16 protein-coding genes are annotated in these 15,094 nt (G+C 37.8%); 3 read left to right on the top strand and 13 right to left on the bottom strand.

The window, feature by feature from the left end; translation table 11 throughout:
* Positions 1-112: 112 nt before the first annotated feature.
* Complete coding sequence (locus DK858_RS06975; RefSeq protein ID WP_109396776.1) at positions 113-859, bottom strand: sulfite exporter TauE/SafE family protein; 747 nt, start codon at positions 857-859, stop codon at positions 113-115.
* A gap of 185 nt (positions 860-1,044) precedes the next feature.
* Between DK858_RS06975 and DK858_RS06970 the strand changes: the two genes are divergently transcribed.
* Positions 1,045-1,623: a helix-turn-helix domain-containing protein gene (locus DK858_RS06970; RefSeq protein WP_069368071.1), complete on the top strand. Its 579-nt coding sequence runs from the start codon at positions 1,045-1,047 to the stop codon at positions 1,621-1,623.
* Between the two features lie 52 nt (positions 1,624-1,675).
* Here DK858_RS06970 and ilvN read toward each other — a convergent pair whose 3' ends face one another.
* From ilvN to rbsK, 12 genes are all read right to left on the bottom strand, one after another.
* Positions 1,676-1,960, bottom strand: coding sequence for an acetolactate synthase small subunit (gene ilvN, locus DK858_RS06965; protein ID WP_023583512.1), 285 nt, complete (start codon positions 1,958-1,960; stop codon positions 1,676-1,678).
* Positions 1,961-1,963: 3 nt separating this feature from the next.
* Complete coding sequence (gene ilvB, locus DK858_RS06960; protein ID WP_109396775.1) at positions 1,964-3,661, bottom strand: acetolactate synthase large subunit; 1,698 nt, start codon at positions 3,659-3,661, stop codon at positions 1,964-1,966.
* Between the two features lie 108 nt (positions 3,662-3,769).
* Positions 3,770-3,868: an ilvB operon leader peptide IvbL gene (ivbL, locus tag DK858_RS06955; protein WP_071788573.1), complete on the bottom strand. Its 99-nt coding sequence runs from the start codon at positions 3,866-3,868 to the stop codon at positions 3,770-3,772.
* A gap of 243 nt (positions 3,869-4,111) precedes the next feature.
* Entirely contained in the window at positions 4,112-5,623 is a 1,512-nt protein-coding gene (locus tag DK858_RS06950; protein ID WP_109396774.1) for a YfcC family protein, read from the bottom strand.
* A 104-nt stretch (positions 5,624-5,727) separates the two neighbouring features.
* Positions 5,728-6,675, bottom strand: coding sequence for a carbamate kinase (arcC, locus tag DK858_RS06945; protein ID WP_109396773.1), 948 nt, complete (start codon positions 6,673-6,675; stop codon positions 5,728-5,730).
* Between the two features lie 15 nt (positions 6,676-6,690).
* Positions 6,691-7,683, bottom strand: coding sequence for an ornithine carbamoyltransferase (gene argF, locus DK858_RS06940; protein WP_109396772.1), 993 nt, complete (start codon positions 7,681-7,683; stop codon positions 6,691-6,693).
* 136 nt (positions 7,684-7,819) lie between these two features.
* The gene (speFL, locus tag DK858_RS06935) at positions 7,820-7,921 is read right to left on the bottom strand and encodes a leader peptide SpeFL (RefSeq protein ID WP_109372621.1); all 102 of its coding nucleotides are present in this window, start codon (positions 7,919-7,921) and stop codon (positions 7,820-7,822) included.
* Between the two features lie 300 nt (positions 7,922-8,221).
* Complete coding sequence (locus DK858_RS06930; RefSeq protein WP_109396771.1) at positions 8,222-9,010, bottom strand: sulfite exporter TauE/SafE family protein; 789 nt, start codon at positions 9,008-9,010, stop codon at positions 8,222-8,224.
* On the bottom strand, positions 9,010-9,861 hold the full coding sequence (locus tag DK858_RS06925; protein WP_109396770.1) for a MurR/RpiR family transcriptional regulator: 852 nt from the start codon (positions 9,859-9,861) through the stop codon (positions 9,010-9,012). Before DK858_RS06925 ends, DK858_RS06930 begins: the two co-directional genes overlap by 1 nt.
* Before the next feature lie 24 nt (positions 9,862-9,885).
* Complete coding sequence (locus DK858_RS06920) at positions 9,886-11,250, bottom strand: PTS transporter subunit EIIC (RefSeq protein ID WP_109396769.1); 1,365 nt, start codon at positions 11,248-11,250, stop codon at positions 9,886-9,888.
* A 39-nt stretch (positions 11,251-11,289) separates the two neighbouring features.
* On the bottom strand, positions 11,290-12,204 hold the full coding sequence (gene murQ / locus DK858_RS06915) for an N-acetylmuramic acid 6-phosphate etherase (RefSeq protein ID WP_109396809.1): 915 nt from the start codon (positions 12,202-12,204) through the stop codon (positions 11,290-11,292).
* Positions 12,205-12,438: 234 nt separating this feature from the next.
* The gene (gene rbsK / locus DK858_RS06910; RefSeq protein ID WP_109396768.1) at positions 12,439-13,359 is read right to left on the bottom strand and encodes a ribokinase; all 921 of its coding nucleotides are present in this window, start codon (positions 13,357-13,359) and stop codon (positions 12,439-12,441) included.
* Positions 13,360-13,538: 179 nt separating this feature from the next.
* Here rbsK and deoC point away from each other — a divergent pair, with 179 nt between their 5' ends.
* Positions 13,539-14,207, top strand: a complete 669-nt coding sequence (gene deoC, locus DK858_RS06905; protein ID WP_109396767.1) for a deoxyribose-phosphate aldolase — start codon at positions 13,539-13,541, stop codon at positions 14,205-14,207.
* A 55-nt stretch (positions 14,208-14,262) separates the two neighbouring features.
* Positions 14,263-15,039, top strand: coding sequence for a DeoR family transcriptional regulator (locus DK858_RS06900; protein WP_109396766.1), 777 nt, complete (start codon positions 14,263-14,265; stop codon positions 15,037-15,039).
* Positions 15,040-15,094: the final 55 nt, after the last annotated feature.

Genomic DNA, 15,094 nt, shown 5'->3' with positions numbered 1-15,094 from the left:
TAGATAAACATGCTTAAAAAGTAATGTTAATTAGAGAAAGATCTCCATTTGACTGTCGAAGATCTTTGCCTTTCACAATATTCTCACTTCATCGTTATTTATCCTACAACGCTTAAGAAAAATAACGATAGATAAGCACAGTACCTGATGCCAATACAATGGTATAAATCACACTCATAAATCGTGCTTTTGACATCCGTAATGTTAAATTTCGCCCTAACCATACACCAGCAAACATAGCAGGTAAGAAAATAACGGCTAACTTAAGGAGTGCCAATTGCCAATAAATACCTGCAAATAAGAAGATAACCACTCGCGTAAGTGTGCTAAAGCCAATCAATGTCGTTTGTGTAATGCGAAACTTGTTTTTATCTGCAATTCTACCTGATAAATAGATCGCATATAAAAAGCCACCACTGCCAAACAACGCACTAAACACACCACCAATTAACCCAAAAGGATACACTAAGCGTTGAGAAAATTGGCTTTCTTGTTTTTTCCAAAACAGAGCATAAATTGCATAACAAGTGGCAAAGATGCCTAAAAGAAGAGAGAGTAAATCCGGTCGTGTGGTTAATAAAATTGTTGCTCCGACAAGGCTCCCAATAATAATAAGCGGGATAAGATAGCGTATCTCTTTAAAATCAGCCTGTTTACCATCTCTTAAAACATTCACTATGGCGGCACTTAAATCGATTAATGCTAATAAAGGCACTATCATTGAAAGAGGTAAATAGAGTGCTAATACAGGACCCGCAATTAACGCTGAGCCAAACCCAGCCATACCGAAAATAACATAAGCAAAGAATAAGGTAAGTAGGCAAATAAAAAGATCAGACCAACTGAGCAAGTCCATCATAATAAAACCTTGAATAATTATCATTTAATGAAGGATATTAGCGTAATTATTAAAACTCGAACAGTGATCGTAAGACTATTCACAAAATACAGCAGAAACAGGATCTCATTTTTCCGAATACGATTATTTAGTGTTATTATCTAATCGGAATAACACTTTTAAACTAACGATATTTTGAATTGGCAATGAACCCACAACCTCCTAAAAAAACAAATGAATACCTTGGTAATAAAGTCAAACAATTAAGACAATCTCGAAATTTATCACTTAATGAGTTATCAAGAAAATCGGGAATATCCAAGGCTGCATTGTCAAAATTAGAATCGGGTGATTCTAATCCTAGAATCGATACCTTAGAGGCTATCGCAATAGCACTTGGCTTTCCTTTGGGAGATTTATTTAGTTTTACACGTGAAGAGTACCCTCGTTTAGAACGACATAAACCTATCGTTGGTGATTATGCCCAAGAGTTTAAATTTCGTATTGGCATCGGCAATATTACTGAAATTTGGCATATCGAAATGAAGCATGGCGCGATCATCAATAGCCCTGCCCACGCTGATGGCACCCAAGAACATATCATGGTCTATTCTGGTAAATTGATGATGCGTTTTGATAATGACGAAACTGTCTTACTAGAAACAGGTGATTTTTATGCTTTTCACGGTAATGCCCCTCACTCGTATATCTGTGTTGAAGGACATTTGCGTGCCTCTGTGATTATGTCTAGCCCAAATCAACAGCATTATCATCACCGCCCTTAAGCGATATTATTGGCTCTCTCAATTAGTGAGGCGAGCCAATAATATAAAGCGATTAATTTAAATAACTTTCCATTTGCTCAAAAACACGTAAATCGTCGCTGAATCTCACTTCTTTTACGTCTTCAAGCTTTTCCACCTGACTCACCATTTGCATAAGGCGATCATCTTTTTGCACTAAGAGCCAAATACGGCTTTTATCACTGTTTTTCATTGGTAAACACAAAATACCATCGACGTTAAATGCACGGCGAGCAAATAGCCCACAAATATGGGTCATAACACCGGGATGGTTGCGAACAATCAATTCCAGTGCGATAGGTTGTGATTGGTGTGACATAAATTAAGCTCCTATCATCTCAATATTTGCCGCCCCTGGCGGTACCATTGGAAATACTTTTTCATGAATATCAATCATTACATGAATTAAACACGGACCTGGTTTTTCAATTGCTGCTTTTAATGCGCTCGCAGGATCCGCTTCTTGATTTAAGTCACAGGTATCTAAACCAAAACCTTGTGCAATACGAATAAAATCTGTTTGATAAGGGTAAGCAGCAGCATAAATACGCTCTTCAAAAAATAGCGTTTGTTGCTGGTGAACCAGCCCCAATGCTTGATTATTTATCAAAATAATTTTGATATCTAATTGGTGCTCAGCCGCCGTAGCAAATTCTTGAATATTCATCATAATGCTACCATCCCCCGAGAAACAGAGAATTTTCTTACTTGGCTCAGCTAATGCGGCACCAATCGCTGCCGGTAAACCAAATCCCATCGTACCTAACCCCCCCGATGTTAACCATTGTCGAGGTCGATTTAGCGGATATGCCTGTGCTACCCACATCTGATGTTGTCCAACGTCTGTTGTAATAATGGCATCATCATCAACACAGTTTGCAGCAGCTAAGACAATGCCATAGCCACTTAAAATATTTTCAGAATTTTTCATCTCTAATGGATATTCTTGTTTCAATGTCGTAACACGATCTATCCATTCACTACGTTTGTTTGTATTAATCAATGGTAATAACAGTGATAACACTGATTTCGCATCAGCGTGGATCGCGATATCTGGGCGTTTGATCTTGCTAATTTCAGCGCGATCGATATCAACATGAATAATTTTGGCATTAGGGCAAAACTTCTCTGCTTTACCGATGGCGCGATCGTCAAATCTCGCCCCTAATACAATCAACAGATCCGCTTCTTCTAAAATAAAATTGGTGCTACGCGTCGCATGCATACCCAACATCCCCAAATACAGCGGATGCGAAGGTGGCATTAATCCTAACCCCATTAAGGTCATCGTTGTGGGCAGATTATTTTTCTCTGCTAATTCAATTGCTTCTTTACATGCTTCAGAGCTAATGATCCCCCCACCTAAATATAAAACGGGATTTTTAGCCTGATTAATCATTTGCGCCGCTTGTATCACTAAATCAGTATTAAATGTGGGAACAGGATCTTTTTGTGGAATAGGTGGTAACGCTTCTAATGTAATTGTAGCTTGCTGAATATCTTTAGGTACGTCAACCCATACAGGTCCCGGTCTTCCTGACATCGCTAAACGAAACGCATCACAAATAATTTCAGGTAACTCAGCAATATCACGAACTAAATAATTATGTTTCGTGATTGGAATAGACATGCCATAGGTATCAACTTCTTGGAAAGCATCAGTTCCAATCATTGCTGAAGAAACCTGACCTGTAATACAAACTAAAGGAATTGAATCAAGCTTAGCATCGGCAATCGCTGTCACTAAGTTTGTTGCACCCGGCCCGCTCGATGCAATACAAACAGCAGGTTTACCATTTGCACGAGCAATACCTTGTGCGATAAATCCTGCGCCTTGTTCATGGCGAGTTAAGATATGTCGAATAGATTTACTTTGACTTAATGCATCATACAAAGGGAGAGCAGCCCCACCGGGGATCCCTGCAACTGTGGTAATGCCTTGCCGTTCCAGTAAATAAACGATTAATTGCGCACCAGTAAACGTTCTACTTGTTGTGGCGGTTTCTTGTTGATCACCCATTTTTATCTGTCCTTTGTTCTAAGCCGGACTTGATGGGCAGGTAGAAAAGAAAAACCCCGCCCGGTTAGTTCGCCGGCGGGGTTTCGAAACTGTGTTGATTCGGACCCGTTACGGCGCTTTGCCGACGACCACCACCACACGCACGACAACCACAGCCGCGATATGCGCTGTTAGTCGTAGGCTTTGTAGTAGAGTAGTGATGATCATGGGTTACCTATCAATTAATTTAATGATGTGTTTACGTGTTATCTGTATTTAAAAAAACATAACTTCTACAAATTAACAACCTTTTTTTTCGGTTTATTTTTTACCACCACTAAAAACGAGAGCTAGATCACTTCTAGTGAAAATCAAAAAACACCCCTGATTGCAGCATAAAAAACCAGATTAATTTCATATTACAGAATAACCCAAAAATTCCTTTCTCAACGTAAACACATCGATTCTATTTTATAAAAAAGCAACTTGAACCAATAATAGTGTTGCCGAAAGGACAAACATAAATATCACCATCGGCATAATAAATTTAAGCCATTTGTTATAGGAGATATCTAACATTTGTAATGTCGCTAACACCAATCCCGTTGGTGCTAAGAACAACATAATATATTGCCCCCAGTTATATGCTGATACCACCATATAACGAGGAACACCGACTGCATCGGCTAATGGTGCCATAATTGGCATCGCCAAAACCGCAAGACCTGAAGAGGAAGGAACAATAAAACCTAAACAAATAAAGACAACGAGTTGTGCTAATAAGAATAAGCTCGGTGGCATTCCTGCAACTATATGAGACATAAATTCAAGAATAGTATCAGCAATCTTACCTTGTTCCATCACAAGGTTAACACCACGCGCTAAACCAATAATTAATGAAACACCAACTAATTCAGATGCTCCGTGAATAAATCCATCAATGGCTGTTTTTTCTTTTAGTCCCGATAAGAAAATTATGATGATTGCGATAGCAAGGAAAAGAGCCGCCATTTGTGGAAACCACCAGCCCATGTCCATAACACCCCAAACCATTATAGGAAAAGCAGCAACAAATAAGCAGAGGATCACTTTACGACGCCACGAAAATTCTAATATCTCATTAGGATCGTAATTACTCAAAAAGCGCTGTTTAAAACTTTCGGCATTTTCATAGTTGTAAGAGAAAGTTGGATCTTTTTTGATCTTCTTGCAATACCAATATAAATAAACCAAAACCCCCAACGTACCAATCACCAACCCAATAGTACGAAATCCGATCCCTTCAATAAAACTGATCCCGGAAGCATTTGATGCAATAACAACTGAGAAAGGATTTACAGTTGAGAATCCTGCCCCCATTGAAGAGGCAAGGAAAATAGCCCCAACACACACAATAGCGTCATAACCTAAGATTAAGAATATTGGTACTAATATGGGATAGAAAGCAACAGCTTCTTCTTCAATCCCACAGCTTGTCCCACCTATAGATAATATAATCGTGACCCCAAATACGACTAAAAACTCTTTACCTTTAGTTCGATTCGCGAGTGCTGTTAAACCCGCATTGAATGCACCAGTTTGATTTACAACCCCAATAAGTCCCCCTAAGACAAGAATGAAAACAATAACATCTGCCCCTTCTATTGTCCCTTTCACCATACTTTCGGTAATATCCATTATTCCTTTAGGTTGCTGTGCTACACGCTCATAGGTTCCGGGTATCGCTATGGGTTTTTTAATTGTCCCATCGGTAAATTTATTAATCTCAATAGAGACATTTAAATCATTCAATGTCGCCTGAGTTGCTGGTAACACTTCATGAGAACCATCTATTTTTGCAACCACTAATGATGGCTCTGCTGAGTTATAACTTAATCGTTGATATTCGCCAGCTGGAATTATCCACGTTAAGCCAACCACAATTACTGTAATGGCAAATAAAATAGTAAATGCGGTCGGAAACGCAAACTTTTTAAGTTTCATAAGCGTCCTCGACTTAAATAAGAGGCTACTCTGCCAATAGAAATAATATCTATTTGGCAGAGTCTATTATTAGAATTAAATTTAAAATAATAATAAGTATGATATTAACCAGAAATAATTGTTGTACCTGTTTTTCCTTCTAAAGCAGATAATGCATTCTCTAAAGAAGTAATAATTGCTTGTACACCTTTTTCACTCTCTTTTAAAAAATTAAGGCAGGCTTCCACTTTAGGTAACATACTTCCTTTAGCAAATTGCCCTTGAGAAATATATTCCTGAGCTTGAGAAAGTGTTAATTTATCTAAATTTATTTGTTCTGGTTTATTAAAATTAATGGCAACTTTATCAACAGCCGTTAATATTAATAAAATATCTACTTTTAATTCTACAGCTAATTTTGAGCTAGAGTTATCTTTATCAATAACAGCATCAATACCTTCTAATAAATTCCCTTTTCGAATAACCGGAATCCCACCGCCACCAACAGTGATCACCACAATATTACGTTCAACCAGCTGTTTAATAATCGGTGATTCTACAATTTCTAACGGCTTAGGCGATGGGATCACTCTGCGATATCCACGCCCTGCATCTTCCATAAAGTAAAAACCGTGCTCTTTTTGAATTTTCTCAGCTTGCTGTTGAGTATAAAAACTGCCAATTGGTTTTGTTGGTGATAAAAAAGCAGGGTCGTTTTTATCAACAACCACTTGAGTCACAATAGTGGCACAACCATGATTTTTATTTAGATTTCTCGTACATAATTCGTCATTAATAGCCTGTTGTAGATGATAGCCAATATAGCCTTGACTCATAGCACCACATTCAGCAAATGGCATATAAGGTGTGCCGATGTTCTGTTGTGATGCATAATCCATAGCTAAATTGATCATCCCAACTTGTGGGCCATTTCCATGACCAATAATGACTTGATAGCCCTTCTCAACCAAATCCACAATGGGCCTTGCGGTTTTTCGTACTATCTGCTTTTGCTCTAGTGGTGTACTACCCAGCGCATTTCCCCCTAAAGCAATAAATACCTTCTTAGGCATTGTTAACTCCTTGCTTTAGCTTAACGTTGCAAACATAACTGCTTTAATGGTGTGCATACGATTTTCAGCTTGATCGAAAACTTTTGATTGGCGAGACTCAAAAACATCGTCCGCCACTTCCATTTCACTCAAACCAAATTTTTGATAAATATCTTCGCCAATGGTTGTTAAACGGTCATGGAATGAAGGTAAACAGTGTAAGAAAATCGCATGAGGGTTTGCCATTTTCATCATAGAACCATTGACTTGATAAGCTTTCAGTAAGCGAATGCGTTCATCCCAAACACTATCTGGCTCACCCATTGAAACCCAAATATCGGTATAGAGAACATCAGCATCTTTTGCCCCTTTCTCGATATCTTCTGTTAATGTGATAGAACCTTCGTTTTCAGCCGCAATTGCACGACACGCCTTCACAAGTTGTTCTTCTGGCATTAAAGATGCTGGGCCACAAGCTGTAAAATGTAAGCCTAATTTGGCGCAAACCACCATTAAAGAGTTAGCAACGTTATTACGAGCATCACCAAAGAAAGTCAACTTAAGCCCTTTTAAATGACCAAAGTTTTCTTCCACTGTTAACATATCCGCCAACATCTGAGTTGGATGGAATTTGTCTGTCAGACCATTCCATACTGGTACTCCTGATTTCGCAGCCAACTCCTCAACTAATGACTGATCAAAACCACGATATTCAATACCATCATAGAAACGCCCTAACACGCGCGCGGTATCTTCAATAGACTCTTTTTTTCCCATTTGTGATGAGCCCGGATCAAGATAAGTCACACCCATTCCTAAATCATAACCCGCAACTTCAAAGGCACAGCGTGTACGTGTTGAGGTTTTTTCAAATAATAAAACAATATTTTTGCCTTCCAAAGAGCGGTGAGGAATACCAGCCATTTTTAATGATTTAAAATGTTTAGAAAGCTTTAATAAATATTGAATTTCAGCAGATGAGAAATCGAGTAATTTTAAAAAACTTCTACCTTTAATATTAATAGACATAATAATCCTATCTCCTAATTATTTTGATAATAATAGAGTTAAAAAAAGTTTGATATTTAAAAAAAAAGAAAACCCACCTCAATAACCAAGGTTACTAAGAAGTGTGTTTTATATTTCTAGAAAATAAAAAGAGGGTTTATCCGTTAAAAACAGAGAAATGGAAGCACTGACGTTGTTTATACATCATAATGTGGGCAATACGTCTAATATGAGGTGTTTTTCTATTATTATTTTCCATAATACTAGTACCGTCACTTATAGGTATTAAATGAGGATCACAGTGAAACACATAGGAATTAATATTAATGTGATTATCATCGCAATTATCTATTTATGATAAAACTATATATTAGTAAAATAAATTATTAATAACACATTCCATTAACACTAGAATAAATAAGGAATAATCGTTTTCATATTAAAAATGACTTCAATAAAATTAGTAAGATAATAAAAAAATAGCCAATAAAAATAATTTTTTATTTAGCTATTATTTAAATTATATTTTTACAATTAACATTAATGATACATTTCAATACTAAAATAATTTAGCTAGCATCATTACGGCACTACAAATAATTAAAATCAAAGTCGCATACTGAAATATCCTGTCAGGCATTCTGATCAATAGCCACTTAGATAACGGAATAGAGATTAACGAGCCTAAGAATAACAAGAGTGCCAAATGAATATCCGTATGCCCATCTTGCATATAGGCTAGTGCTGAAGATCCCGATAATAATGTTGTGGTAAATATAGAAGTACCAATAGCTTGCTTAATAGAAAGATTTGCATAACGTAACAATAATGGTAATACAACCACACCACCACCTACTCCAGTTGCCCCTAAAACAACACCTGCAGCAATCGCAGGCAGTAAAAGTGCTTTTATATTTAAAGGCGCTAACGTTGCATTTTCAACCACAGCGGAAGGTAATGAGAAAAACATTCTCTGAATAAAAAGAAATAGAGAAAAAATAATCGCCCCAACAACAAGTGCATTAATCCCCCACTCGACTTGTTGCTGATACTGCTCTAACGAACCTAAATAATTTACCAACACACTGGCTAAAAAGGTACTTGGTAGCATTATTCCTAATACAATCATCGCTCTTTTAAAGGGAATGTTTCCAAGGCGAAAATGCATATAAGACGACGTGACTTTCATCAACATAGATAATAAATTGGCGGTTGCCACTGCCATTAACGCATTCATACCAAAAAAATAGGTCAATACAGGCAAAACAATAACACCACCACCTACACCTGTCGTACTTATTATTAAACCAATGGCCGCACCCACCGCTAATGTGGTGATAAGTAACATTATTGATTTCCTTGCATAACAGCTTCTCGCCCTTTTAATAGTGCTTTTTCTGCCGTCCCATTCGCTAATGTCATATATTTAAAAAACAGCACATCAAAAGCCACCATTTGTAAAACTTGTGGCGTGATCACCCCTAATTGAGAGTGTTGCTCGTCATAAAAATAAGGCAATGTATAATCTGATAATCGAGTGGCTTCATCTTGCCCAAAACGCGTTAATGCTACTGTTAAACAACCTTCATTTTTTGCAGATTTCAGCATTCGATTAATATCAGCAGTATTGCCTCGTGCAGTCACTGCAATAGCCAAATCATCCGCCGATAAATTGGCGGAATACGCTAATTGAGCATGAAGATCTGGACTAAATAAGGTGTTTTTATTTACACGAATTAATTTATGAAAAATATCACTCGCCACAATGGCTGATGCGCCAATACCAAACAATACAATACGTTTTGCACAGACCATCTTTTCCGCTAAGACATCAATATAATGGGGATCTAATAACGCAAGTGAATCCTGAATAGCACTAGTAAATAGATGACCCGTTTTGGAAATAATTAATTCCGTCGGATCTGTTTTTGCTAAATTACCATAAAGAATATCGCCACTGCTTTTTTGTTGCTTTTCTTCTGAAAGGTAATCAATTTTAAATTCAGGATAACCGCTGTATCCCATTTGACGAGAAAAACGGATAACAGAAGCACTACTTACACCGGCTTTAAGTGCCAGATCAGCCGCATTCATACTGGCAATATTCTTACTATTCTGTAATAGATAATCAGCAATACGCTGCTCTGTGCCTTTACCTTGTATTCGCAAACTTTCAAGCTTTTTGGTCAGTGTCGACATTCTGTTATCCTTTTTATTTCTGACTTATTTCTCTGGATCCGTAAATCCCATTAGCATACTGGCAATAAAACCGACAATCCATGCACCTAATACCGCGATCAAGAACTTAATAATTTGCCCATCGCCGACTAAAGGAATTAATGATAACCCAGCAGTGCCAAATGGAATAATGATCCCAACTTGGAAATATGCCATTAATGCGCCACCCGCCGCGCCACCAATACATCCCGCAATAAAAGGTTTTCCTAGTGGAAGGGAAACACCAAATAATAAAGGTTCGCCGACGCCAAAAATACCAACGGGTAATGCGCCCATTAATGTTTTCTTTAAACGTTGATTTTTAGTACGTAGATAAACCCAAAAACAAGAGCCTACTTGCCCCATACCGCCCATCGCTAAAATAGGGAATAGATAATTTAAACCAAAAGTATTTAAAATTTCGGTATGAATAGGAATCAGCCCTTGATGTAATCCCGTTAAGAGTAAAAATAAGAAACTTCCGCCTAACGCAGCCCCCGTTACAACCGCGCCACTACCTTGATTCAATAGTGATAATGATACGCCTTGCGCTAATAACTGATTAAGGTAATGGCCGATAGGTTGAAATATCATAATCGCCACCAGTGAAGAGACTAAAATCGTCACAAATGGCGTTAAGATAAGATCAAGACTCTCTTTAACGATACTACGAAACCATAATTCTAATTTTGAAGAGAACACAACCACCATCAATACGGCAAAGATCCCGCCGCTGTTTGGCTGTAACTTCTCACCAAATAAGGTGATATCAGCAAGCCCAGGCATGGCTAATAATCCGGCCATGACCGCACCGATTGAAGTTGATGCTCCCAATTCTTTAGCGGTATTTATCCCAATCATAATAGAGAGATATGCAAATACCGTACTACCAATTAATTTGAATAATTTAAATAGTTCAGGAAATTGCTCAACTAAACCCGGTGCGACTAAACGGATAATATTAATTAACCCCATAATCAAACCACAGCCAATTAAAGCTGGAATTGTTGGAACAAAAATCGCCGCTAATGTATTTAGCATACGGCGAATTGAGAAGCCTTTTGTTACTGGTGTTGGCGCCGTCTCATGTTCACTACTGACTGAACTGTTTTGCATACGCTTATTCATGATGGAATAAACTTTTGCCGCAGTTCCCATTCCAACAATTACTTGATGCTGCTCACCATTGAATACAACGCCCTTAACGCCTTCGACTTGTTTTAAAGCATCAGCATCAAATAGAGAACTATCTTTTAAAATCAATCGAATACGAGTCATACAATGTGTTAGGGTTGCCACATTTTGAAACCCACCAGCATGTTTTTCTATTTCTATTGCTAACGTGTCGAGATGTTCTATTTTATTAGCCATATATGTGCCTGCTAAAGTTCAGAGTGTTTACTCATATTGTTATTCATTAAATAAGGCAAGTTGCTGTTGTAGTGAACGATAAGGATATTGCTGTGTAATTTGCTCCACTTTCTCCACACTCAGGTGAAGTTCATACATTAAAATGGCTTTTCTAGGATGATAATTCACCATTTGTAACAAGGTCCTGGCTCTTTCATGTGATATTCCACACACTTCGCTAACAATACCTTCAGCACGGCGTTGCAACTTCTCATTACTTGCAATCACATCCACCATAAGGTTTTTATGCACTTTTCCAAGCTTAGTCATGACACTAGTACTTAACATACCCAAAATCATTTTTTGAGCCGTACCGCTTTTCATTCTTGTAGAACCAGTTAACACCTCTGCGCCCACATCTGGCGCAATAGATAAGTCAGCGATTTCACTCATCATACTTTTGCCACGGGTAGTTATAGATACTGTCAATGCTTTTAACTTTTTGCCATATTGCAAAGCTGCGACGGTGAAGGGGGTACGACCGCTTGCTGCAATACCAATAACAACATCTTTATCACCAACATGACGGCGTTGAAGCTCTTCAATTGCAGCCTCTCGGCTATCTTCAATATTTTCAACTGCTTTTAACATTGCATCATGACCGCCAGCAATAATCGCCTGCACTAATGTAGGAGAGACACCAAAAGTAGGTGGGCATTCTGCACTGTCTAGTACAGCTAATCGACCACTGGTTCCGGCACCGACATAAAAAATACGGCCACCTTTTTGCAAACGTTCAGTTATTTTTTCTACTGCTTTAGCAATAGCGGGTAATTCTTTTTTAACCGCACTTGCAACTGTCATATCTGCACTATTGATAAGCGTAACCAACTCTAAAGCACTTAATTCAGAAAACTGTGTTGTTTCTTGATTGCTTTCATTTTTAAGACATTCGCTTAATGCATCTTCTTTCATCACAACAACCCCAACGAAACCAAATTTCATTAAAAATTACACTTACTGAAATTATATTTCAATGGTATTTGTCACCACTTCGTGAAATCAATCACATTAAGTTAATATTTTTTGTTTGCAAGAAATTCAATATTGACCAAAAAACAAAGTAATATATTGATTTAAAATGATTTCCACTTACCTTCTAAATAAGAAAGCAAGTGGAATACAAAGATGTGATAGTGTAGAAGGTGACTATTTCTTTTGTGCTAAAAACAGCCCAAACTCTTCAATGCTTGGGTAAGAAGATTGTGTGCCTTTTCCGGCAACACTTAAGCCTGAAAACATCACTGCTTTATTTAATGCTTCGTCAATATTATTAGTGTGAACATAATAATGGGAGAAACAACCAATAAAGGCATCCCCTGCTCCACTGGTATCTATTGCATCAACTTTAATGGCAGGAATGTGCTTTTCAATTTCGCCGTTCATCCATAATGCACCTTTTTCACCTAACGTAACGATGACATTCTTAAATCCTTTTTGTAGTAAAGAATAAGCGGCTTTGCGAATTTCATCCATTGTAGTGATTGGCATACCGGTCAATATTTCAAGTTCGGTTTCATTCGGAACAAAAAAATCACAACGAGCAGCAATACCAAGATCTAATGCTTTTGAAGCTGGTGCTGGGTTAAATAACACAGGAATATGGTGTTTATTGCCGAACTCAATAGCGTGATAGACCGTTTCAAGCGGGATTTCTAATTGCAATACGATTATTTTGCATTTTTTCAGGCTATCTGCCGCTCTATCAATATCTTCTGGCGACAAATGTTGATTAGCACCTTTAACAATTAAAATGCTATTTGATGATTGAGATGTCACAAAAATAGGGGCAACACCACTTGTTGTGCCGGGTACTTTTTCAACATAGCGTGTATTAATGCCATAAGATCCTAAATTCATGATGGTATTATCTGCGAAAATATCATCACCGACCTTTGTTAACATCATCACTTTTGAATTTAGTTTAGCAGCCGCAACCGCTTGATTTGCCCCTTTACCACCACAACCCATCTTAAATGCCGGCGCCTCAAGGGTTTCTCCCTCTTTTGGCATCCTATCTATATAGGTGATCAAATCCACCATATTTGAACCAATCACTGCAATATCCATAGCGCCTCTTACTCTTATATGAAATTCTCAAATGTGAAAATAGTGACATTTTGTTAGGTGTATAACAGTATAATGTTATTTAGATATCATCTGTGATTGTTATCTCATTAAAACGGCTCTAATATGTTACCAAACTAACATGAGTGAAAAATAACAATCTCTTTACTAAGGAATAGACTATGCGTCCATTAGCTAATTATATCGATCATACTCTTCTTGCTGCAGATACAACTGAATCACAAATCAAGAAATTGTGTGCTGAAGCAATTGAACACGGTTTCTTCTCTGTGTGTATTAACACTTCTTACATCCCTTTAGCAAGAACTTGCCTTGAAGGCAGTGATGTAAAAGTATGTTGTGTTATCGACTTCCCATTTGGGGCTGGTTTAACAGCAACAAAAGCATTTGAAGCGGCTGAAGCTATTCGTCAAGGTGCACAAGAAGTCGATATGGTTATCAATATCGGTATGTTAAAAAGCGGTCGTTTAGACTTCGTAAAACAAGATATTGAAGCAGTAAAAGCAGCTTGTGGTAATACAACTCTGAAAGTGATTTTAGAAACTTGCTTATTAACTGACGACGAAGTACGTTTAGTCTGTGAAATGTGCCGTGAGATCCGCGTTGATTTTGTGAAAACATCGACAGGATACAGTACAATGGGCGCAACAGAACATCATGTTGCTTTGATGCGTAAAACCGTTGGTGATGAAGTTGGCGTGAAAGCATCTGGTGGTGTTCGCGATCGCCAAACAGCACTAAACATGATCAAAGCAGGAGCAACACGTATCGGAGCTAGCGCAAGTGTCGCTATCGCAACAGATTCAGATGCACCTGAATCAACTTACTAATTATTTAGCGTATCTTTTTTTGGAGTGCGCTATTCGATAATACAAGGATCCTTCGGTGATAGAGACCAAACAGCACGAACGTTTGCGCCGCCTCAGTGAATGTATAAAACGCTCAGGTCGCATACATCTTAAAGACGCCGCAAGGATCCTTGAAGTTTCTGAGATGACGATTAGACGAGATCTTAGCTCTGATGCTGAAAACCCGTTCCCAATGTCATTATTAGGCGGCTATATTGTTGCATTAGCCCAACCTCATGCAGGATCGCTATCAACATCCTCCAATATTATTACGCCGGATCAAGCAGAAGAACTTCATATTCCTAATCTTGCTGCTGGCATGGTGTCTGAGGGCGATGTTCTTTTTTTCGATAACGGACAATTTATTCCCACACTGATTGAGCTTATTCCCGATAACCTGCATTTCACTGGGATCTGTTATTCTCATCGAGTATTTTTAGCATTAAGTCAGAAAAAAAATGCCACCGTATTACTTTGCGGAGGTGAATACCGCCCTAAAAGTGATTCATTCTTCAATCCAACCCAACCCTCTTATCTTGATAGCATTAATCCTAAAAAAGCCTTTATTTCAGCCGAAGGGGTACATCTCGATTTTGGCGTGACCTGTTATAGCATCGACGATCTTTATATGAAGAAAAAAGCGATGGACAAATCTATTCGTAAGATCTTACTCACTAAATATCACTATTTTGATGAAACAGCGACAGCCAATATGGGTGATTTAGCGCAATTTGATGTTGTGATCACAGATAGAAAATTAACGGATGATTACGAAGATTATTGCCGAAAAAGCTCAGTAAAAGTGATTTATTAATAAAAAATAGAGTATTAACTAAAATAGTAAATAAAAGAAAATTAACTTTAAATTA

Source organism: Proteus faecis (assembly GCF_003144395.1).
Lineage (GTDB): Bacteria > Pseudomonadota > Gammaproteobacteria > Enterobacterales > Enterobacteriaceae > Proteus > Proteus faecis.
This window is presented reverse-complemented; position numbering and strand designations above follow the sequence as displayed.

What these genes read in the sequence shown, in the direction of transcription:
- speFL (WP_109372621.1), bottom strand. Translation starts at nt 7,921, where the DNA reads ATGGAAAATAATAATAGAAAAACACCTCATATTAGACGTATTGCCCAC.
- ilvN (WP_023583512.1), bottom strand. Translation starts at nt 1,960, where the DNA reads ATGTCACACCAATCACAACCTATCGCACTGGAATTGATTGTTCGCAAC.
- arcC (WP_109396773.1), bottom strand. Translation starts at nt 6,675, where the DNA reads ATGCCTAAGAAGGTATTTATTGCTTTAGGGGGAAATGCGCTGGGTAGT.
- argF (WP_109396772.1), bottom strand. Translation starts at nt 7,683, where the DNA reads ATGTCTATTAATATTAAAGGTAGAAGTTTTTTAAAATTACTCGATTTC.
- ilvB (WP_109396775.1), bottom strand. Translation starts at nt 3,661, where the DNA reads ATGGGTGATCAACAAGAAACCGCCACAACAAGTAGAACGTTTACTGGT.
- DK858_RS06930 (WP_109396771.1), bottom strand. Translation starts at nt 9,010, where the DNA reads ATGTTACTTATCACCACATTAGCGGTGGGTGCGGCCATTGGTTTAATA.
- murQ (WP_109396809.1), bottom strand. Translation starts at nt 12,204, where the DNA reads ATGAAAGAAGATGCATTAAGCGAATGTCTTAAAAATGAAAGCAATCAA.
- DK858_RS06950 (WP_109396774.1), bottom strand. Translation starts at nt 5,623, where the DNA reads ATGAAACTTAAAAAGTTTGCGTTTCCGACCGCATTTACTATTTTATTT.
- deoC (WP_109396767.1), top strand. Translation starts at nt 13,539, where the DNA reads ATGCGTCCATTAGCTAATTATATCGATCATACTCTTCTTGCTGCAGAT.
- DK858_RS06975 (WP_109396776.1), bottom strand. Translation starts at nt 859, where the DNA reads ATGATGGACTTGCTCAGTTGGTCTGATCTTTTTATTTGCCTACTTACC.
- DK858_RS06970 (WP_069368071.1), top strand. Translation starts at nt 1,045, where the DNA reads ATGAACCCACAACCTCCTAAAAAAACAAATGAATACCTTGGTAATAAA.
- DK858_RS06920 (WP_109396769.1), bottom strand. Translation starts at nt 11,250, where the DNA reads ATGGCTAATAAAATAGAACATCTCGACACGTTAGCAATAGAAATAGAA.
- rbsK (WP_109396768.1), bottom strand. Translation starts at nt 13,359, where the DNA reads ATGGATATTGCAGTGATTGGTTCAAATATGGTGGATTTGATCACCTAT.
- DK858_RS06925 (WP_109396770.1), bottom strand. Translation starts at nt 9,861, where the DNA reads ATGTCGACACTGACCAAAAAGCTTGAAAGTTTGCGAATACAAGGTAAA.
- ivbL (WP_071788573.1), bottom strand. Translation starts at nt 3,868, where the DNA reads ATGATCATCACTACTCTACTACAAAGCCTACGACTAACAGCGCATATC.